At 70.3% G+C, this 19,229-nt stretch carries 18 protein-coding genes and 1 tRNA gene; 8 read left to right on the forward strand and 11 right to left on the reverse strand.

All coding sequences use genetic code 11. The annotated features are described in order from the left end of the window. Positions 1-9: 9 nt before the first annotated feature. A complete protein-coding gene (locus ACIA5C_RS28725; RefSeq protein WP_396059999.1) occupies positions 10-1,242 on the reverse strand; it encodes a helix-turn-helix domain-containing protein in 1,233 nt (410 codons plus the stop codon). 241 nt (positions 1,243-1,483) lie between these two features. Here ACIA5C_RS28725 and ACIA5C_RS28730 point away from each other — a divergent pair, with 241 nt between their 5' ends. Further along, the gene (locus tag ACIA5C_RS28730) at positions 1,484-1,993 is read left to right on the forward strand and encodes a DNA primase (RefSeq protein ID WP_396060001.1); all 510 of its coding nucleotides are present in this window, start codon (positions 1,484-1,486) and stop codon (positions 1,991-1,993) included. 142 nt (positions 1,994-2,135) lie between these two features. Here the strand turns inward: ACIA5C_RS28730 and ACIA5C_RS28735 are convergent, their stop codons facing one another. Beyond that, positions 2,136-3,053 (reverse strand): PIG-L family deacetylase, encoded by a 918-nt coding sequence (locus ACIA5C_RS28735; RefSeq protein ID WP_396060003.1) that lies wholly within the window; start codon positions 3,051-3,053, stop codon positions 2,136-2,138. A 137-nt stretch (positions 3,054-3,190) separates the two neighbouring features. Here ACIA5C_RS28735 and ACIA5C_RS28740 point away from each other — a divergent pair, with 137 nt between their 5' ends. Continuing rightward, positions 3,191-3,787: a hypothetical protein gene (locus ACIA5C_RS28740; RefSeq protein WP_396060005.1), complete on the forward strand. Its 597-nt coding sequence runs from the start codon at positions 3,191-3,193 to the stop codon at positions 3,785-3,787. Positions 3,788-4,489: 702 nt separating this feature from the next. After that, complete coding sequence (locus tag ACIA5C_RS28745) at positions 4,490-4,888, forward strand: DivIVA domain-containing protein (protein ID WP_396060618.1); 399 nt, start codon at positions 4,490-4,492, stop codon at positions 4,886-4,888. 42 nt (positions 4,889-4,930) lie between these two features. On the opposite strand, the gene ACIA5C_RS28750 is transcribed toward ACIA5C_RS28745, so the two are convergent. Both ACIA5C_RS28750 and ACIA5C_RS28755 read right to left on the reverse strand, forming a co-directional pair. Continuing rightward, on the reverse strand, positions 4,931-5,458 hold the full coding sequence (locus tag ACIA5C_RS28750) for a hypothetical protein (protein ID WP_396060007.1): 528 nt from the start codon (positions 5,456-5,458) through the stop codon (positions 4,931-4,933). A 70-nt stretch (positions 5,459-5,528) separates the two neighbouring features. Then, a complete protein-coding gene (locus tag ACIA5C_RS28755) occupies positions 5,529-6,158 on the reverse strand; it encodes a maleylpyruvate isomerase family mycothiol-dependent enzyme (protein WP_396060009.1) in 630 nt (209 codons plus the stop codon). A gap of 199 nt (positions 6,159-6,357) precedes the next feature. Between ACIA5C_RS28755 and ACIA5C_RS28760 the strand changes: the two genes are divergently transcribed. After that, entirely contained in the window at positions 6,358-7,203 is an 846-nt protein-coding gene (locus tag ACIA5C_RS28760) for a hypothetical protein (protein WP_396060011.1), read from the forward strand. On the opposite strand, the gene ACIA5C_RS28765 is transcribed toward ACIA5C_RS28760, so the two are convergent. Continuing rightward, positions 7,200-8,027, reverse strand: a complete 828-nt coding sequence (locus ACIA5C_RS28765; RefSeq protein WP_396060013.1) for an NAD(P)/FAD-dependent oxidoreductase — start codon at positions 8,025-8,027, stop codon at positions 7,200-7,202. The two genes, ACIA5C_RS28760 and ACIA5C_RS28765, sit on opposite strands and share 4 nt — an antisense overlap. A gap of 46 nt (positions 8,028-8,073) precedes the next feature. Between ACIA5C_RS28765 and ACIA5C_RS28770 the strand changes: the two genes are divergently transcribed. Next, positions 8,074-8,652 carry a helix-turn-helix domain-containing protein gene (locus tag ACIA5C_RS28770; protein ID WP_396060015.1) on the forward strand — a complete coding sequence of 193 codons (579 nt, stop codon included), beginning with the start codon at positions 8,074-8,076 and terminating at the stop codon, positions 8,650-8,652. Positions 8,653-8,730: 78 nt separating this feature from the next. Here the strand turns inward: ACIA5C_RS28770 and ACIA5C_RS28775 are convergent, their stop codons facing one another. Beyond that, the gene (locus ACIA5C_RS28775) at positions 8,731-8,919 is read right to left on the reverse strand and encodes a helix-turn-helix domain-containing protein (protein WP_396060017.1); all 189 of its coding nucleotides are present in this window, start codon (positions 8,917-8,919) and stop codon (positions 8,731-8,733) included. A 68-nt stretch (positions 8,920-8,987) separates the two neighbouring features. Here ACIA5C_RS28775 and ACIA5C_RS28780 point away from each other — a divergent pair, with 68 nt between their 5' ends. After that, a complete protein-coding gene (locus ACIA5C_RS28780; protein WP_396060019.1) occupies positions 8,988-10,328 on the forward strand; it encodes a hypothetical protein in 1,341 nt (446 codons plus the stop codon). A 379-nt stretch (positions 10,329-10,707) separates the two neighbouring features. Here ACIA5C_RS28780 and ACIA5C_RS28785 read toward each other — a convergent pair. The 4 genes from ACIA5C_RS28785 to ACIA5C_RS28800 all read right to left on the reverse strand — a co-directional run bounded on the left by ACIA5C_RS28785 (position 10,708) and on the right by ACIA5C_RS28800 (position 14,125). Then, positions 10,708-10,779 (reverse strand) — tRNA-Val (locus ACIA5C_RS28785). Between the two features lie 55 nt (positions 10,780-10,834). Beyond that, positions 10,835-11,296 (reverse strand): peroxiredoxin, encoded by a 462-nt coding sequence (locus ACIA5C_RS28790; RefSeq protein WP_396060021.1) that lies wholly within the window; start codon positions 11,294-11,296, stop codon positions 10,835-10,837. 61 nt (positions 11,297-11,357) lie between these two features. Further along, positions 11,358-11,789 carry a DUF3052 domain-containing protein gene (locus ACIA5C_RS28795; RefSeq protein ID WP_396060023.1) on the reverse strand — a complete coding sequence of 144 codons (432 nt, stop codon included), beginning with the start codon at positions 11,787-11,789 and terminating at the stop codon, positions 11,358-11,360. Between the two features lie 98 nt (positions 11,790-11,887). Continuing rightward, positions 11,888-14,125 carry a thiamine pyrophosphate-dependent enzyme gene (locus tag ACIA5C_RS28800; protein WP_396060025.1) on the reverse strand — a complete coding sequence of 746 codons (2,238 nt, stop codon included), beginning with the start codon at positions 14,123-14,125 and terminating at the stop codon, positions 11,888-11,890. Positions 14,126-14,323: 198 nt separating this feature from the next. On the opposite strand from ACIA5C_RS28800, the gene ACIA5C_RS28805 reads away from it, so the two are divergent. Both ACIA5C_RS28805 and aceE read left to right on the forward strand, forming a co-directional pair. Then, on the forward strand, positions 14,324-14,728 hold the full coding sequence (locus tag ACIA5C_RS28805) for a YjbQ family protein (protein WP_396060027.1): 405 nt from the start codon (positions 14,324-14,326) through the stop codon (positions 14,726-14,728). Positions 14,729-14,881: 153 nt separating this feature from the next. Next, a complete protein-coding gene (gene aceE, locus ACIA5C_RS28810) occupies positions 14,882-17,620 on the forward strand; it encodes a pyruvate dehydrogenase (acetyl-transferring), homodimeric type (protein ID WP_396060029.1) in 2,739 nt (912 codons plus the stop codon). 54 nt (positions 17,621-17,674) lie between these two features. On the opposite strand, the gene ACIA5C_RS28815 is transcribed toward aceE, so the two are convergent. Beyond that, entirely contained in the window at positions 17,675-19,087 is a 1,413-nt protein-coding gene (locus ACIA5C_RS28815; protein ID WP_396060031.1) for an MFS transporter, read from the reverse strand. Between the last annotated feature and the right edge of the window lie 142 nt (positions 19,088-19,229).

The following is a 19,229-nucleotide window of genomic DNA, read 5'->3' on the forward strand; positions in this document are numbered from 1 at the left end:
GGACCCACCTCATACGCCGACTCCCATCTGTTCGGCCAGCTCCGCGATCGGAGCCGGCGGCGTGCCCCGGGTACGCCGGAGCACGTCGGAAAGCACCTCGTGGGCGAGCGGGCGGCAGCGGATCTCGGACGGGGCGAGCCGGTCGCCCTCGAGCAGCATCTCGCTGGCCTTCTCCACGTTGCCGATCTGGTTGTAGCCGCGGGCGATGTCGAGGAAGTGATGCGCGCGGCGTTCGGGCAGGAGGGCATGGAACCCGACCTGGTCCATCTTTTCGTGCGTCTCGACCGCGGTGCGGCCGTCGCCCAGTTCGACCGCGGTCGCACAGCGATGCAGCTGCACGTTGGTCGGGCCGAAGCTGGTCCAGTAGTGGTTGAAGTCGCCGCCGAGCTCCAGCGACGCCTGCTCGGCACCGCAGAGCAGGTCGCGTACGGTCGCCGAGTCGCCGATCTGTGCGGCCGCCATCGCGCCGTTGAGCAGCAACATCCCGTACACCGACAGGCGGTCGCCCTTCGGCCCGTCGTTACCGCCGCCGATCGCCAATCGGTTCGCGATGTTGACGTTGACCTCGAGCGAGGGCCGGATCCGGCCGAGCGCCCGCAGCGCGCTACCGACCCGGTAGCTGGCCAGCCCGGCCAGCAGCTGGTCACCGGCCCGCTGGGAGACCGCGATCGAGCGGTCGGCGGCCAGCCAGGACAGCTCGTGCTCGCCGACCTTGCGCAGCGCCGACGACGCGATCTGGTAGACCTGCCCGAGCAGGTGCGCCGCGTCCCGGGCGTCGGCGGTGGTGGCGTGCGCGCTGTCCGCCGCCTGGGCGTCCCGCAAGAGCTTGGGCAGCGCGCGGGCCAGCACGCCGTACTTCGCGTGCTGATAGGTCAGCCAGGCATGGCTGACCGCTTTGCGCATCTCGGCCAGGGGCGGCGAATGGGGCACCGCCTGGAAGAACGCGCTCATCTGGTCGTACCGCTCGAGAGCGGCCCGGATCTCCTCGACCTCGACCTGGTCGATGCAGTTCTGAGCCTCGGGCCGGCGTTCCACTTCCTTGCCCAGCAGCAGCTGGACGTCGACCTGGAGAACGTCGGCGATCTCGTAGACGACGGAGAACTTGTCGAGCCGGCGGACCCCCCGCTCCACCTTGTCGACCCAGCTCTTGGATTTGCCCAGCCGGTCGGCAAAGACCTGCTGGGACATCTTGCGTCGGCCGCGCCAGTAGGCGACGCGGCGGCCGATCGGCAGCTCGTCCACGGTGCCTCCCCCGGCCCACCGGCGACCCCCGCCGGCGAGCCCTTCTGTCATCAGCAGCTTTGACCATCCACGTCCGCGCACGTCGCACAGTGTGTGTGATCGCCTGCTTACCGATGCTCGTAGTTTTTCCTGCGACTTGCAAAGGGTGGATCTGCCGAAACAAACGATGCGTGTCGCGCTTGGATACGCAAACGACGCCTGATATGGCGGGTCTCCACCGAGATCGGGGGATTTCAGAGCCATGCAGTGGAGCAGGGATCGACCGTTCGGCCCACCGTCGCTTCTCGACCGATGGGATCGGGCGCGCCGGGCGCAGGCGGCCCGGCGCTACGCCACGCACGGGTGGACAGTGGAATTGCACGGCGAGATGGTCCTGCTGGGCACCGGGTCCACGCTCGACGCGATCGAGGTGCCACCCGGCCTGGGCGCCGCGGTCCGCCCGGAAACCCCCGGTCCGGTCGCGGTCACCGCCGCCGGTCGCTGCATCTTTCTCGTACGGCCGGGAAGTCCACTCCGTTCGGAACTCCAGAGACGACTCGACGTGGTGTGGCACGGCCCCGGCTCGTGGGTCGCGGTCGCGCCGAGCCGCCTCCCGGAGGGGCCCGTACGCTGGGCGAACCCGCCCGCCCGCACCGGCTGGCGGCTGCCCCCGGCCGACGACATCCAGCGCCTGCTGGTAAACGCGCTGGGTTCGCGCCCGGTCATTCGTCCGGCCGTGCCCCGGCAACTGTCCACCTCCAGGCGCGCCTAGCGACGACGTCCCGCCGACCGCCGACCGCCGAATCGTTGACGCTGGCATGTCACTGACAACGTAGTTGCGTATCACCATCGGGTCGAGTCACCCGATGGAGTGACGAAGCGTGAACGCTGGGCCGGCACCCGCCCCACCGGCCCTAGCGGACCGAACTCGCGGTCGTCAGGCTGTGGGTGAAGCGCGGACCGTAGAAGTTGGCCCGGCACTCCTCGGCGGACTGGCAGACCTTCGAGTCGTACGGGGCGTAGGCCAGGAAGTAGTCCAGCTTGCGATCGGCCGCGGTCCCGTCCAGGTTGTCCGGATAGTCGGCCACCGTGTACCCACGGTAACCGCTGATGCGGTGGCGGGCATGGTAGTAACGCTGCGCGGCGTACGTCAGATAGCCCACCGTGTGATGGTCGGCGTGATCGCCGTCGCCGTAGTGACCGGCATAGTCGAGGGTGCGGATGCGGTCGGGCCGATAGGCGTCCATCGCCGCGGTCAGGGTCTTGACGAGGGCCTGCCGGGTGTACGCGCCGCCGCCGCCGCCCAGCGGGCGCAGCGTAGGAACCTCGCCCCGCCAGAGCGCCTGCAACGTCCCGAACGGCCGGGTCGGGCTGCCGTGCGAATCGGGCAGGCGCAGGAACAGCAGCGTGATGCGGGTCCCGGCGAGACGTTGCCGGACGATCGGGCGGCCGGCCAGCACGACGGTGTCGGCATCCCAGGTCGCCGACGTACCCGACATCGCCGCATAGGCGGCCATCGCGCCCCGCTCCCGCCCCAGCCAGTAGGAGGCCGGCCGCCCCGAGTCCCCAGCGGTCACAAAGAGGGTGACCACACAGCGCCCGGCGGCGATGTCGTCGCTCACCGAAGGGTTGATGAACAGCAGGTCGTCGTCTTCATGGGCAACCACGTCGAGGGTCGGCGAGCAGGACGCCGGCATCCGGGTCTGCCGCTGCTGCTCCTGGGCAACCGGCGAGGACGCGGCCGACGGCGTCACGGCCATGACGGCAAGCGCGGTCACCCCGAGCATGGCAGCGGCGGCCCGGAAGACCCGGTTGCAGCGTCGTCGAGCCACGGTGTTCCCCTCCCCAGCGTTGATCGGTATCCCGTTGATCGACCAGACGGCCCGCGGCCTCAGCAGGTACGCCACAGGGCAACCCACCCGCACCCGAACGGCCGCCAGAAGTTGCCGCCAGGGTCCAAGATCGGTGCGTGCCGACGATCCCCACAACCTGCCCGCCAACCGACCCCGGCCGCGCCGTCCAGACCACCGGCCTGCCCGCGGCCGGCTCCACAGCCCCCGCCGACCTCATCTCCGGCCGGCGACGACGGCCGGTGGGCGGCCCTCGCGACGACCCGCCGTCCGTGGTCGTGGCGCTGCGGGACTACGCCGTGGGGATCGGCATCCCAAAGCTGGAGGTACACCTGTCCGGCGAGGGTGAGCCCACCGGCATCGACTTCCGGAGTCCGACCGCCGAAGCCGCGTCTTTGCTGGTCGGCGCGCTCTACGGACGACCGGTCAGACCGCCGGACGTGTGCGGGCAAGCACCATCGGAGTCGCCTTTCACCCGGTTCGCCGACCTGGCCCGTGAGGTGCAAGCGGCCGGCGACCACCGCGCGCTGGTCACCCGGTCGCGGACGGCGGCCGACGACCTGGCGGTCCGCGACCTGGCCACCCCCGTGAGCCACCGCCCAGACCGCGATGCAGCGTGCATCCGCCCTCCAGACGCGACGATTCCGCAAAACGCGAAGCGCATCGCCACAGGTGAAGCCAGGTCAGACCAAGCGCACCGCCCGCGGTCGGGCTGAGCGCACCGCCCGGTTTGAGCGCGCCGCTCCCACTCGGGGCGAGCATGTCGCCCGAGCCGAAGGCACGCACGTCGCCCGAGCCGAGCGGACGCACCTCGCCCGGGTTGAGAGCCGGCGTGAGCGGATACAGGGCAGGTCAGGCCGAAGACGGCGTAAGCGAATACGACGCGATCCTCGCGGCCGCAGGCCACGCCGGAGCCGGCCTGGGCACCGCCAGCGCAAGCCCAGCCAGCGCGGGCACAGCCAGCGCGGGCACAGCCGGCGCGGGCACAACCGGCGCGGGCACAGCCAGCGCGGGCACAGCCAGCGCGGGCACAACCGGCGCGGGCACAGCCAGCGCGGGCACAGCCAGCGCGGGCGCAACCAGCGCGGGGCACAGACAGCGCGGGGCACAGACAGCGCCAGCACAACCAGCGCGGCCACAGACAGCGCGAGCACAACCAGCGCGGGGCACAGACAGCGCGAGGCACAGACAGCGCCAGCACAACCAGCGGGGCCACAGATAGCGCGAGCACAACCAGCGCGAGGCACAGACAGCGCCAGCACAACCAGCGCGGCCACAGACAGCGCGAGCACAACCAGCGCGAGCACAACCAGCGCGGGCGGAAACGGCATGATCGGAAACGGCGCGGGCGGAAACGGCGCGGGCCAGGCAGACGGAGGTGGGTGGCGGTGAGCGGAAACGGCGCGGGTGGGTCGGACGTGAGCGGATACGGCGAAGGGTCGGCGGCTGGCAGGGGGCCGGGCGAGGGTGGGGCCACCTGGCGGCCGCCGGCCGGTGGGCTCACTCCGGATGATGTGCGGAGCATTCAGTTCGGGAAGGCGCCGTTCGGGCGCCGGGGCTACGACGAGGAGCAGGTCGACGCCTTCCTCGACCAGGTGGAAGAGGATCTGCGCGCGCGATATGCCGCCGGCGGCGGCCTCGTGCCGGTGCTGCTTACCGGCGCCGACGTGCAGGACGTGGCGTTCCGGCGGGCGCCCTGGGGGAGGCGCGGCTACAACGAGGAAGAAGTGGACTCCTTCCTCGACGAGGTGCAGCGGACCGTCGTCGCGCTCGATCGGGCGCTGGCCGAGCACGGCATCGCGGTCAGCAAGCGGTAGCGGCCGCCGGACCGGGACGGCCCGGCGGCCGGGTGCTGCGGGTCAGCCGGCCGGCGGCTCGTCGGCGGGCGGCCGGGGACCGGGCGGGTCGGCGGCCGGCTGGTCGGGGGTGGGCTGCCACGGGGCGCCCGGGGCCAGGATGCCCAGGAACTCGAGGCGGGCGCGGATGCCGCCGCTGGTGCGGCCGAACTCGTCGGAGAGGTCGCGCAGGCGGGCGCCGGTGCGGTAGCGGCTGATCAGGCGGGTGTCGTCGGCCTCGGTCCAGCGGGTGCCGCGGTTGGGTGGGCGGTCGCGGCGGCCGGACGGGCTGCGGGAGGAGAGGGCCGGTTGGGTCATCGCGATCAGGCCGGACAGGGTCGAGGTCAGGACGTCGGTGAGCGCGGTCAGATCGGACGGGGCTATGCCACCGCTGATCTCGCTCACCACCTGGCCGTCGCCGTCGCTGCTCACGATGCAGAGATCGATGCGGTGGTCTTCGGCGGGGAACGCCGTGACCTGGTAGTCGATCTCGCCGAGCACCAGACGACGGTCGAGGGTGATCGGGGACGACTGGAGCTCTGTGTCATTCATGCCTGCGAACCTAGGGGCGCCCTATGACAGTTTTCGGTAGGTCAGAGGCCGCAAGGCGAAAGCTGGCACATCAGCGTCCGGGCAGGCGCGCCGCGAGCACCCGCACCCCCGGCCCGTCCAGGTCGGCGAGGGCGGCGCGGCGCCCGGTCAGCGCCATCATCAGCGCCTCGGCCGGCCCGGCCAGCGTCGCCCCGGAACCCCACGACCAGGACAGATCGGTTGCTTCGAGGTGCAGTCCGGCCAGCCGGCGCCGCGGGGTGAAGCCGAGGGCGCGGCCGCCGGTCAGGAACTCCAGCGAGACCCGCACGCGTTCCAGGTCGAGTCCGTGGGGCAGCCCGAGCGGGCGCCGCATGTCCTGCCCGTGCACCTGCAGGTCGGTGAGCTGGCCGGGATAGCCGACGACCGGCGCGCGGAAGCGGTTGTCGGCCAGCGCCCGCAGGTCGGCAGCCAGGGCGGGCCGCCGGGCGACCGCGACGGCCAGCCGGGCGTTCGCCTTGTGCAGCCGGAACCCGCTGGTCACGAACATGCCCAGCACCTGCCGGCCCGGCAGCGGGGAGACCGCAGCCAGCAGGTGACCGGCCACCTCGCGTACGGTCCATTCCCCGCACAGGCTCCGCACCTCGAGCTGGGCCGGGCTGAGCGAGTCGACCAGATCCGCGATGCGGCGACGCTCCGAGGCGATCGCGGCGTTGATGTCCACGCCAGGACCCTAACGGTCCATCGAAGCTGACGACGCCGACCAGGCCGCACCCCATCTGCACCGGTCGCCATCCTCAAGGCGGCCCGGGAAGCACCGATTCCTTGTGGCACCGGCGGGGAGTTCCCGCCGGTGGGCGGGCCCGGTCGGATTCCCCCGGCGATTTGGGCCCGCCCGGAAATCGGGCCGCGGGGAGGCTGGCATGCAGGGCGAACTCCACATCGGTGCCGATGCCGAGAAGGTAGTCGTCTCGCCGTACCCTCTCCGCCTGCGTGAGGGCCGCGCCACCCGGCGCCGGACCGGTTCGGTGACGGAATTCCTTCCCGCTCTTCCGAGCGGGCGTAGCCGCGAGGCTCGCCTCGCGATCGCTTCGCGCGTCGCTCTCCCTTTGATGGTGGTCACCGCTTCCCTGTACGCGGCCGGCCTGCCCTGGTGGCTCCCCGCTCTCGCCTCGGCGGCCGGGTTGACGCTGCTCTGGCGCCGGATGGCGCGGGCCTCCCGGCACGGCCGTTTCGCGGTGCCGGACGACGACGAGTCGCGGGTGCTGTGGAGCGAGCCGGAGCGGGTCGCCTTCGAACGCGCGGTCACGGTCTCGCGCCGGATCCGGCGTACTTGGCCGGCCCTGCCCGACATGATCGACCCGGTGACGGCCGACCGGTCGCTGACCCGCGCGCTGGGCGATCTGGCGGGCCAGATGGCCCGGCGTCAGGAGATCCGGCGCCTTCGCGCCGAGCTTCAGGATGTACGCGACGACGACGTCCCCGACGACAGTCCGGCCGTTCTGGCCCTTGCCGCTCAGCGTGACCGCGTCGAGAAGCTGTGGCTGGAGACCGCCGAGTCGGCCAACCGCGTGCTGCGCAGCCTGGACGCGGCGGCCCGGGCGGGCGAGACGTTCCTGCGCGAGCAGCGCATCAGCGACACGGCCCGGGCGGCCGAGCAGGTGCTGGCCGCCCTGGTGCCGGACGCCGCCCCGGTCGAGGCGGGCCCCGAACTGGCCGCCCGCACCGAGGCCGTGATCAGCGCGTACCGCGAACTGGAAGTTATCTAGTCTTCGATCAGGTCGACGTTGATCATCGCCCCGGCCTGGAGTCCGGCCGCGGCCGAGCTGATCACCTGCGCCATCGGGTCGGCGACGTTGCCGGCCACCCACACACCGGGCACGGCGCTGCGCCCGGTCGGGTCGACCGCCGGTACGTGGGTGCCCGCCCCCGACGGATGCTCGGCCACCTCGAGCCCGAGCGTGACCAGGAACTCCGCCCGCGCGGCGACCCGGGCGGCGATCACCAGGGCGTCACGCGCCACGAACGTGCCGTCCTTCAGGCGTACGCCCTTGGGCTCGACGGCGGCGATGTCGCCGCCCGGAATGATCTGTACGTCCGGGGACCATTGGCCCCAGAGGCGAGCCTGCTCGGGCGCCCGCTCGTTGACCGCGATCACCCCGATCGACCGGCCGCGCACCTCGTAGCCGTGGCAGTAGGGACAGTGCAGCAGGGTCTGACCCCACTGCTCGGCGAGGCCCGGAATGTCGGGAAGCTGGTCCTTGAGACCGGTCGTCACGAGCAGCCGTTTCGCCTGGTGGGCACTGCCGTCCGCGAGTTCGACCGTGAAGCCGCCTTCCAGGCCGCCCCGGGCCGCGGTCACCTCACCGTCGAGGACCGTGCCGCCGTACCGGCGTACCTCCTCGCGCCCGGCGGCGAGAAACTCGGCCGGCCGCATCCCGTCGCGGGTCAGGTAGTTGTGGATGCCCTCGGCCGGGGCGTTGCGCGGGGCCCCGGAGTCGATCACCAGCACCGCGCGCAGCGCACGGCCGAGGGCCACCGCGCCGCTCAGCCCCGCCGGTCCCCCGCCGATCACTATCACGTCGTAAGTCATGCTCGGAGCGTGGCGCGGGTTCAGCTCCGTGGCAAACTTCTTTGCCATGACAGCAAGTTCCATTCTCCGCGAGGTCGGCCCGCGGCTGCGCGAGCTCCGCAAGAAGTCCGGCCACACGCTGGCCGCGCTGGCCGAGACCACCGGCATCTCGGTCAGCACCCTGTCCCGGCTCGAGTCGGGCCAGCGCAAGGCAACCCTGGAGCTGCTGCTGCCGCTGGCCCGAGCCCACCGGGTGCCGCTCGACGAGCTGGTCGGCGCCCCGCCGGTCGGCGACCCGCGAGTGCACCAGCAGCCGATCCACCGCCACGGCATGACCTTCTTGCCGCTGACCAGGCAGATCGGTTCACCGCAGGCCTTCAAAATCATCATCCCGGCAGGTCCGGTCCAGGTCCCGGAACCCAAGACCCACGAGGGGTACGAGTGGATCTTCGTCCTGTCCGGCCGCGTCCGCCTGGTCCTGGGCGACCACGACCTGTCGTTGGCCCCGGGCGAGGCCGCCGAGTTCGACACCCGCACCCCACACTGGTTCGGCAGCGCCAACGGCGACCCGGTCGAGTTCCTGTCCATCTTCGGCAGCCAGGGCGAACGCATGCACGTCCGGGCCCGCCCCAAGAAGCCGGCGTGACTCAGTGGCGCACCCGTTTCGGCGACGCCTCGTCGGCCCGCGCGCGGCCGAGGTCCGTCTCATAGGGATCCAGCGCTGTCACTGGTGCTTCGAGCTGACGCCGACGTCGCCGGTCTCGACTCGTCGTAGGGTGTTGCGGGCAATGCCGGCACGGTCGGCGACCTGCGCCGCGGTGAGCCGTTGAAGCTTCCGCCACGCCACAAGCTGTGCACCGATGCTCGTGGCACTGCTCTTCACTCGCGGAGGACACGGGTCGAGCCATGGCACATCTCAAGGTAAGGGGCATCATCTTGCCCATAGCATCACCTGACGCTCACCATCTTGAGCACTAACCTGTGCGCTCCGCATCACTGCCTGGTCGGCTGATCGCGATCCGGGAACGCGGTGGGCAGTCTTTACCCGTGACCCCTTCTGAAGCGCCGACGGGCAACGAGATTCAGCTCATCAGTGACGGTGACGGGCTGGCGGTCATCGGGAATGCGGCGGATGTCGAGCGCTTCCTGGCCTCGGAGGGGCTGGCGTCGCGGGACCTCGGGCTGCACCGGCTCAAGTCCGTCGCCGGCACCGGGTCCGCGGTCGCGCAGGCGGGTTCGGAGATCGCCGCCAACTCCCATCGCTGGGTGAAGCTGACGCGGGAGTCGGCGCAGGTTGTGCAGAAGCACGGGCTGCGGCACAGCAGGAAGACGGGTCTCAGCACGGGCGTGGTGCGGGGCAACAAGGGCCAGATCAGGGGTTTCGTCGAGTTCGCCAGGGGGCCAGGCTCGTTACTGACCAACCCGGCGGTCCTGGCCGGCGCCGCGGGCATCATGGCCCAGCTCGCGATGCAGCAGACCATGGACGAGATCACCGACTACCTCGCGAGAATCGACGAGAAGGTCGACGACGTCCTGCGCGCCCAGAAGGACGCCGCGCTGGCCCGCATGATCGGCACGGGCTTCGTCATCGAGGAGGCCATGACCATCCGGGAGAAACGCGGCCGAGTCGACGAGATCACGTGGTCGAAGGTCCAGAACGCACCGGCCACGGTCGCCGAGACCCAGGCGTACACGCTGCTCCAACTCGACGCACTCGCCGAGAAACTGGAGCACAAAGCTAAGATCGCCGACCTGGCCACGTCGGCCAGGGAAGCGGAGTCCAAAGTCCAGGAATGGCTCGCCGTCCTGGCCCGCTGCTTCCAGTTGCAGGACGCGATCGCCGTCCTCGAACTCGACCGCGTGCTGGACGCCTCCCCCGACGAGCTGGACGCCCACCGCCTCGGCCTGAAGGAGGCCCGCCAGAACCGGCTCGACCACATCTCACGCAGCACCGAGCGCCTGCTGGCACGCATGGACGCAGCAGCCACCGCGGCGAACGCGAAGGTGCTGCTCCACCCGACCAGATCCCCGGCGGTGGTCGAGTCAAGCAACCACGTAGCAGCCGGCATCCAGGACTTCCACGACCGGCTCGGCATCGAATCGGGCCGCGAGGCGTCAGACACGAGGCGCTGGACAGACGCGGCCTCAGAGGCAAGGGACAAGGCCCTGGACACCGGAGCAAAGGGCCTCGGCGCCGCCAGAACCCTCGGCACCGAAACCCTCGACCGCGCGGGCTCAGTCGGCACCAAACTCACCAGCGGCCTAGCTGACCGCGCCCGCCGCCTACGCAGGACCGACCAGCCAGACGAAGAGGACACCTGAGCGTTCCGCCCAGCTCAGCCATCGCACCCCGAGGCGTCCGTGGCGGCGAAGTAAATCCTCGCTGACGAGCCGGCCAAGTTCGATGAAGCATTGCCGCGGTCAGAATAAGTTCCGCCAGGCGACACCCAGCCTGACCGCCGCCGAGCTAGCTGCGCAGTACGCGCCGCGGCTTGAGGGCACCTACACCAGCCCATCGTGAGTGTCGGCGCAGGCTGCCTGATGACGAAACCATGGACGGCGCGACAGGCGGCTGTTCGGCCTTGGGCATTCCGCCGGCTCAGCCACCGCAACGCGGGGTTTCCGGGGGCTCGGCCCCCGGAGCAAAATGACGGTCCGCCCAGGCTCGCGCTTCTCAGCGAGCAGACGACCCCGCGGACCGTGGGCGCGGTAGGTTTCGAACCTACGACCCCTCGCTTGTAAGGCGAGTGCTCTCCCACTGAGCTACGCGCCCGGCACCGCTGCGAAGCGGCCGGAGTGGTAATCCTACCGGTTGAAGCGTCAGTAAATCACTGCAGGTCTTCGAGGGCCTGTTGCCAGGCCTTCTGGTCCCGGGGGTCGCGCGGCCCCAGCTCCTCCGCGAAGCGGATCACGCCGGTGCGGTCGATGAGGAAGGTGCCCCGGTTGGCCCGGCCGGTCGTGGCGTCGAAGACGTTGTAGGCCTGGGCCACGCCGCCGTGGGGCCAGAAGTCGGCCAGCATGGGGAACTGGAATCCCTGCTGCAGTGACCAGATCTTGTGGCTGTACGTCGAGTCCACGCTGACCGTCAGGACCTGCACCTGGTCGTTCGCGTACCGCGGCAGGCTGTCCCGGATCTCGGTGAGTTCGCCCTGGCAGGTGCCGGTGAACGCGAGCGGGTAGAACACCAGCAGGACCGCTTTGCGGGTTTTGAAGTCGGCGAGGCTGACGTCCTGGTTGTTCTGGTCCTTGAGGGTGAAGTCGGGGGCGTTTTCGCCTACGGCTAGCGGCATAGGCACACCCTAACCAGGCCGGCGTCTGGCGACGCCGGCCGGGACGGGAAGCGACAGTGAGCTACTTCTTCTTGGCACCCCGGGGGGAGACCAGCCGCGCGCCGGTCCAGTCTTTGCCGGCGTTCAGCGTCGAGGTCTGCTGCAGGCCGGCGGTGGGGGCCGATTCGCTGACTTCGCTCGGTTCGACGTGCCCGTCGCGGCCGGCTTTCGGGGTCAGCAGCCACACCACGCCGTTGTCGGCGAGGGGGCCCAGGGCGTCGGTGAGCAGCTCGAACAGGTCACCATCGCCCTCGCGGTACCACAGCAGCACCGCGTCGACGACCTCATCGGTGTCTTCGTCGACCATATCGCCGACGCGTTCGGTCAGGGCGTCACGGAGCTCTTCGTCGACATCGTCGTCGTAGCCCATCTCCATGACCACCATGTTCGGCTCGAAGCCGAACCGGTCCGCCAGGCTACGTACGCCGTCGGCCTGACCAGCGGTCGCGCTCACTGTCTAAGTCCTCCTTGGGAGAAAAGTCGGGTAAAACCTGGGGGTAGTCCACACACTTGCACGTCGCTGCGCAAGTAGCGCACCGGGTGTGTGGCAATTTACCGCGCCAGCAGGGCGTGGGCACCCTGTGTGATGGCATCCTCCCCTACCAGTACATGTTGTGCGGCCGGACCGAGCGGAATCAGCGAGTCGGCCGACGCTATGCGGCGGGCCGCGCCGACGAAACCGCCGTCTACCAGGGCCGCGAGGATGCCTTCGCCGACGCCGCCGGAGCGGCGGGTCTCGTCGACGATTAGCACGCGGCCGGTGGCGGCGGCCTCCCGGACCAGGTCGCCGGTCGGCAGCGGGCTCAGCCAGCGCAGGTCCACCACTCGGGATCCGACTCCCTCGGCGGCGAGTTGCGCGGCTACGCGCAGTGACATGCGGAGTCCGTTGCCGTACGTGATGATCGTGAGGTCGGCGGCGCTGCCGATCGGGTAGGTGCGGGCGCGGCCGATCGGCACGTGCTCGCCGGCCCACTGGGCCGGGTCGGCGTAGGGGGCGAGCCACTCGCTGTCGCCAGGCTGGTAGAGGTCGCGGGTGTGGTAGAGCGCGATCGGCTCGAGGAAGACGCAGACGCTGCCGTCGGCTTGCGCCGACGCGAGGCAGGAACGCAGCATCGGCGCGGCGTCGGCCGGGCGGGCGGGCACGGCCAGGACCAGACCGGGTACGTCGCGGAGCACCGCCACCGAGTTGTCGTTGTGGAAATGGCCGCCGAAGCCCTGCTGGTAGGCCAGCCCCGCGACCCGGACGACCATCGGGTTGCGGTAGGCGCCGGACGAGAAGAACGACTGGGTGGCGGCCTCCCCGCGGAGCTGGTCCTCCGCGTTGTGCAGGTAGGCCAGGTATTGGATTTCGGGGACGGGCAGCAGGCCGTCGAGGCCGGCACCGAGCGCGAGCCCGAGGATCGTGGTCTCGTCGAGCAGGGTGTCGAAGACGCGTTCGGCGCCGAAGCGCTGCTGGAGATGCTTGGTGACGCCGTAGACGCCGCCTTTGCGGGCCACGTCCTCGCCGAAGACGAGCATGCCGGGGTTGCCGGCCAGCGCGTCGGTGAGCGTGGCGTTGATTGTCTGGGCGAGGGTGAGCGGGCCGCCGCGTTCGGGGAGTTTGCCGCCGAAGGCGGCCGAGCGGGCGGCGGCGCCGGGGCCGAGGGCACGGGTGGCCTGTTCGGTGATGGCGTGGGCGACGCGGAGCGGGCGGCGCGGGGCGAGCGGGGCGACGATCTCGGCGACCGAGGACAGCTTGGGTTCGCTGAGCACCTCTTCGGCGACCTTGCGGACCTGCCAGCCGACCTCGTCGTAGCGGGTGATGACCTCGTCGGGCGCGAGCAGGCCGGCCGAGATCAGGAGGCGGGCGGTGGCGACGAGGGGGTCGCGGGCCAGGTCTCCGTTGATCTCCTCGGTGGAGCGGTAGCCGACTTCGGCGTCGGCTCCGGCGTGGCCCATCAGCCGTACGGTCGACAGGTGCAGTACGGCGGGCCGGCGCTCCTGGCGTACCCACTCGGCGGCGTCGGAGGCGGCGTCGAAGGTGTCGACCAGGTCGCACCCGTCGGCCGCCCAGTAGTGCAGGCCGGGCCGGGATTCGAGCATCGCGGCGACCCAGCCGTCGGGGGTCGGCACGCTGACGCCGAGGCCGTTGTCCTCGCAGACCAGCAGCAGCGGGATCCGCTGGTCGGAGTGGTCGAACCAGCCGGCCGCGTTGAGCGCCGCCGTCGCGCTGGCGTGGTTGACCGAGGCGTCCCCGAACGAGGCGACCACGATGGCGTCGTCCGGCCAGCGACGAGGGGCCGGCGCCGTACGGGAGAAGGAGAACGCCAGACCGACCGCCCGCGGCAGGTGGGAGGCGATGGTCGAGGTGGTCGGGATGATGTTGAGCTCGGCGTTGCCGAAGACCTTGTGGCGGCCACCGGCGATGGGTTCGGAGGCCGAGGCGACGACCCCGCGCAGCACGTCGCGGATGGCGTCGGCCGACTTGCCGGCCCGGGCGCAGTAGAAGCCACCCGATCGGTAGTGCAGCAGGGCCGGGTCGGTCGGGGCGAGGGCGGCCGCGACGGCGGCGTTGCCCTCGTGCCCGGACGACCCGATGGTGTAGAAGCCCTCGTTGAAGCTGCGTAGCCAGCGGGCGGCGAGGTCGAGGTGGCGGCTGGCGAGCTGGGCGTCGAAGAGCTCGAGGGCACGGGCGCCGGTGAGCGCGGTGCCCTCGCGGACGGCGTCGTCGGCGGTTCGGCGGCTGTCGGGGGTGGGCAGGGCCGAGACCGCGTCACGGAAACGCTCGTCGAGGTTCTGCGGGGTGGTCACTCACCCAGCATTCCGGACCCGCGCGATGGTTGCCACGTCAGAAAACCGCTGAACGGGGCGGCGTGCCGGCCGAGCTGATCTACTCGGACCATGATCATGAGGCTGGCGCTGACCCGGTTGGCGCAGGTCACGCTCTGGATCGGGCTCACTACGGCGGCCTTCGTGCTGCTGGATCTCTATACCTAATAGGCTCTTGCGATGCGCAGCGAAACGATCACCGTCCGGACCGGAGGTTCGCCCGTCGTCCGCGACATCACGGCCGAGGCGGCCGATTTCGTGAAGTCCGAAGGAGACGGGCTGCTGCACGTCTTCGTGCCGCACGCGACGGCCGGGCTGGCGATCATCGAGACCGGCGCCGGTTCGGACGAGGATCTGCTGGCCGCGATCGACGAGTTGCTCCCGGCGCAGGACAAATGGCGGCACCGGCACGGCTCCCGGGGACACGGTCGCGACCATGTCCTGCCGGCCTGGCTCCCGCCGTACGCGTCCTTGCCGGTCCTGCAAGGCCGGATCGCCCTCGGCACCTGGCAGTCGATCTGCCTCGTGGATACCAACGGTGACAACCCCACGCGTCAGGTCCGGTTCTCTTTCTTGCAAGGGTGAGGAAAGTTACTGGTCAGTACGTGTGTCGCGCATCGCGTCAACGCCCGGTAGGCGTGACGGTGCCCACCGCGAGGGGGCAGGATGGAATCAACCTCCGTGCGACCCACACAATGGGCCACCCGGATCAACTACACCCGACCAAGAGGATTGCCTGTGGCCACGGAGCGCAAGCGCCCGGTGATCAGCGACGGCTTGCCGAGCCAGCTTCCGGACATCGACCCCGAAGAAACCAATGAGTGGGTCGAGTCGCTGGACGGAGTCATCGATGAACGCGGCGCCAAGAGAGCTCGCTACATCATGTTGCGCCTGCTCGAGCGGGCCCGTGAGCGACAGGTCGGCGTTCCGCCACTGACGTCCACGGACTACGTCAACACCATCCTGCCCGAGCAGGAGCCGTGGTTCCCGGGCGACGAGTTCATCGAGCGCCGCATCCGCGCGTACATCCGGTGGAACGCCGCGATGCTGGTGCACCGGGCGCAGCGACCGGAGATCGGCGTCGGCGGCCACATCTCGACGTACGCGTCGAGCGCCAGCCTCTACGAGGTCGGCATGAACCACTTCTTCCGCGGCAAGGACCACCCGGGCGGCGGCGACCAGATCTTCTTCCAGGGCCACGCCTCCCCCGGCATGTACGCCCGGGCCTACCTCGAGGGCCGGCTGAGCGCCGACCAGCTCGACGGTTTCCGGCAGGAGCTGTCGCACCCGGGTGGCGGCCTGCCGTCATACCCGCACCCGCGCCTCATGCCGAACTTCTGGGAGTTCCCGACCGTCAGCATGGGTCTCGGCCCGATGAACGCGATCTACCAGGCGCGGTTCAACCGCTACCTGCAGAACCGCGGCATCAAGGACACGTCCCAGCAGCACGTGTGGGCGTTCCTGGGCGACGGCGAGATGGACGAGGTGGAGTCGCTCGGCGCGATCGGCATCGCCGCGCGCGAGGAACTCGACAACCTCACCTTCGTGATCAACTGCAACCTGCAGCGCCTGGACGGCCCGGTCCGGGGCAACGGCAAGATCATCCAGCAGCTGGAGTCGTTCTTCCGCGGCGCCGGGTGGAACGTGATCAAGGTGATCTGGGGCCGCGAGTGGGACCCGCTGCTCGCCGCCGACCACGACGGCGCCCTGGTCAACCTCATGAACGTCACGCCCGACGGTGACTACCAGACCTACAAGGGCGAGTCCGGGGCGTACGTCCGGGAAAACTTCTTCGGACGCGACCCGCGCACCCGCAAGCTGGTCGAGGGCATGACCGACGACGAGGTCTGGAACCTCAAGCGCGGCGGCCACGACTACCGCAAGCTGTACGCGGCGTACAAGGCGGCCACCGAGCACACCGGCCAGCCGACCGTGATCCTCGCCAAGACGATCAAGGGCTGGACACTCGGGTCGCACTTCGAGGCCCGCAACGCCACGCACCAGATGAAGAAGCTGACGCTGCCCGACCTCAAGGGCTTCCGCGACCGCCTCTACCTGGACATCAGCGACAAGCAGCTGGAGGAAAACCCGTACCTTCCGCCCTACTACCACCCGGGCGAGAAATCGGACGAGATCAGCTACCTGCAGGAGCGCCGGCGCGAGCTGGGCGGCTACCTGCCGTCGCGCAACACGACGACGATTCCGCTGAACATCCCCGACTCGAAGGCGTTCGGCGACGTCAAGCGGGGCTCGGGCAAGCAGAAGATCGCCACCACGATGGCCTTCGTCCGCCTGCTCAAGGACATCATGAAGGACAAGGACTTCGGCGCACGCTGGGTGCCGATCATTCCGGACGAGGCCCGTACGTTCGGGATGGACTCCCTGTTCCCGACCCGCAAGATCTACAACCCGCACGGCCAGACCTACACCTCGGTCGACCGGGAGCTCTTCCTGTCGTACAAGGAGGCGGTCAACGGCCAGATCCTGCACGAGGGGATCAACGAGGCCGGGTCGACGGCGAGCTTCATCGCGGCCGGCACGTCGTACGCGACGCACGGCGTGCCGATGATCCCGCTGTACATCTTCTACTCGATGTTCGGCTTCCAGCGCACCGCGGACGAGTTCTGGGCGGCCTCCGACCAGATGACCCGCGGCTTCCTGCTCGGCGCCACCGCGGGCCGCACCACGCTCAACGGTGAGGGCCTGCAGCACGAGGACGGGCACTCGCTGCTCATCGCGGCGACCAACCCGGCGGTCGTGGCCTACGACCCGGCGTTCGCGTTCGAGATCGCGCACATCATGGAGAACGGTCTCCACCGGATGTACGGCGAGAAGCCGGAAAACATCTACTACTACCTCACGCTCTACAACGAGCCGATCCTGCAGCCCGTCGAGCCGGCGAACGTCGACGTGGAGGGGCTGCTCAAGGGCATCTACAACTACTCACCGGCCCCCGAGACGAGCGGACCCAAGGCGCAGATCCTGGCGTCCGGCACCAGCATGCAGTGGGCGCTCAAAGCCCAGCAGCTGCTGGCCCAGGACTGGGGCGTCAGCGCCGCCGTCTGGTCGGTCACGAGCTGGACCGAGCTGCGCCGCGACGCGGTCGAGGCCGAGGAATACAACCTGCTCAACCCGGGCGACCAGCCGCGCAAGCCCTACATCCAGCAGAAGCTGGAGGGCACGAAGGGCCCGGCGGTCGCGGTCAGCGACTTCATGCGGGCCGTGCCCGACCTGATCGCCCGCTGGGTGCCGAACGAGTTCACCTCGCTGGGCACCGACGGCTTCGGCATGAGCGACACGCGGCACGCGCTGCGGCGGCACTTCCACGTCGACGCCGAGTCGATCGCGGTCGCCACGCTCCGCCAGCTGGCGGCGAAGGGCAAGGTGCCGGTGCACGTGCCGGCCGAGGCCGCCAAGAAGTACGCGATCGACGACGTCACGGCCGCCCCGGTGGGCGAGACCGGCGGCGACAGCTGATCTTCGGCCGCTGAGCCGTCGTCCCACCGCAAGGGGGACGGCGGCTCAGTCGTTTCACGAATCGGCGCCGCCGGCGGCAAGGCGCTCTCCGTTGCGGTCCGCCGCCGCTCGGGCCCAGCTCCCGGTCGAGACCACACCGAGCAGCAGGGCGAGCAGTCCGCAGCCGCCGAGGACGGCCCATGCGGCGTGACTCGCGCTGATGAACTTCTCGCCGGAGCCGGTGACGATGGAGCCGGTGACGATGGAGCCGGTGACGGCAACGCCGACCGCGATGCCGAACTGGCGGGCGGTGGAGGCCAGCGCGCCGGCGACCCCGGCCTGGGCGCGGGGCAGTCCGGACACCGCGGTGGTGGTGATGGGCGGGGCGACCAGGCCGGCACCGAGGCCGAACGCGGCGTACACGGTCAGCAGATAGGCGGTCGGTGTGTGTACGGTCAGCGGCACGAGCAGGAAGGCGCCGGCCGCGAGCAGCGCACCGCCGAGCACCAGCGGGAGCCGGGTCCGCCGGGCGGCGACCAGGCGCCCGGAGAGGTGGGCGGCGACCGCCTGGCCGACCGCCAACGGGATGATCATCAGCCCGGCTCGCAGCGGACTGCAGTGGCGGACGTCCTGCAGGTAGAGGGTGTTCAGGAACAGGAACCCGCCCAGGCTCGCGGAGATGGCCAGGGAGATGACGTTGGCGCCGGCGAACGGCGGGCTGCGGAAGAACCGGAGGTCGATCAGCGGCTGCGGCCGGCGCGACTCGACGGCGAGGATCCCGGCCACCGCGAGGGCGGCGAGCACGTAGAGGCCGATGATGACCGGCGACTCCCAGCTCCGCCGCGGGCCCTCGATGGTGGCGAAGATGACCGACGCGAACAGGACGATGACGAGCAGCTGGCCCGGCGGGTCGTAGGCGCGGGGCCGTTCGGCCTTCGACTCGGGGACGAAGGCGCGGGTCAGCGCGACGGCGGCGATGCCGATCGGCACGTTGACCCAGAAGACGGATCGCCAGTCGACCGCGTTGACCAGGACACCGCCGAGCACCGGGCCGGCGGCTACGGTGATGCCGATGGCCGAGCCCCACACTCCGACGGCGCGTGCTCGTTCCCGGGGCTCGGTAAAGACGCTGACGATGATCGACATGGCGACCGGGTTGAGCATGGAGCCGCCGACCGCCTGCAGAGCGCGGAAGCCGATCAGCCAACCGACGCCGGGAGCCAGTCCGCACAGCAGCGAGCTGAGCGTGAACAGCGTCAGCCCGAGCTGGAAGATCCGTTTGCGGCCGAAGCGGTCGGCCAGCGAGCCGGAGAACACCAGCAGGCACGCGATGACGAGTGTGTAGGCGTCGACCGACCATTGCAGGCTGCTCATCGAGGCGTGCAGGTCGGCTGCGATCGATGGCAGCGCCACGTTCACGATCGTGATGTCGACGCCGGTCACGCCGACGCTGAGACAACACACCGCGAGCACCAGCCCCCGTCGCACGGGAGTCTTCTCGCCGCTGTCCGACCTCGAGACGGCTGTGGTGCTGCTCATGCATGACCTCGGAACGCGATAGGGTCTCCGGAACCGGAGAGGGTGCCCACATCAGCGTAGTGGAGAGCCTCCCCACTTTGGCAAGGACAGC

The sequence above is a fragment of the Actinoplanes sp. NPDC051343 genome (genome assembly GCF_044455125.1).
Lineage (GTDB): Bacteria > Actinomycetota > Actinomycetes > Mycobacteriales > Micromonosporaceae > Actinoplanes.

Excerpts from the sequence above, each read along its gene's own strand:
- ACIA5C_RS28770 (WP_396060015.1), top strand. The coding sequence starts at position 8,074 with ATGACAGCAAGTTCCATTCTCCGCGAGGTCGGCCCGCGGCTGCGCGAG.
- ACIA5C_RS28760 (WP_396060011.1), top strand. The coding sequence starts at position 6,358 with ATGCAGGGCGAACTCCACATCGGTGCCGATGCCGAGAAGGTAGTCGTC.
- ACIA5C_RS28750 (WP_396060007.1), bottom strand. The coding sequence starts at position 5,458 with ATGAATGACACAGAGCTCCAGTCGTCCCCGATCACCCTCGACCGTCGT.
- ACIA5C_RS28805 (WP_396060027.1), top strand. The coding sequence starts at position 14,324 with ATGCGCAGCGAAACGATCACCGTCCGGACCGGAGGTTCGCCCGTCGTC.
- ACIA5C_RS28765 (WP_396060013.1), bottom strand. The coding sequence starts at position 8,027 with ATGACTTACGACGTGATAGTGATCGGCGGGGGACCGGCGGGGCTGAGC.
- ACIA5C_RS28790 (WP_396060021.1), bottom strand. The coding sequence starts at position 11,296 with ATGCCGCTAGCCGTAGGCGAAAACGCCCCCGACTTCACCCTCAAGGAC.
- ACIA5C_RS28730 (WP_396060001.1), top strand. The coding sequence starts at position 1,484 with ATGCAGTGGAGCAGGGATCGACCGTTCGGCCCACCGTCGCTTCTCGAC.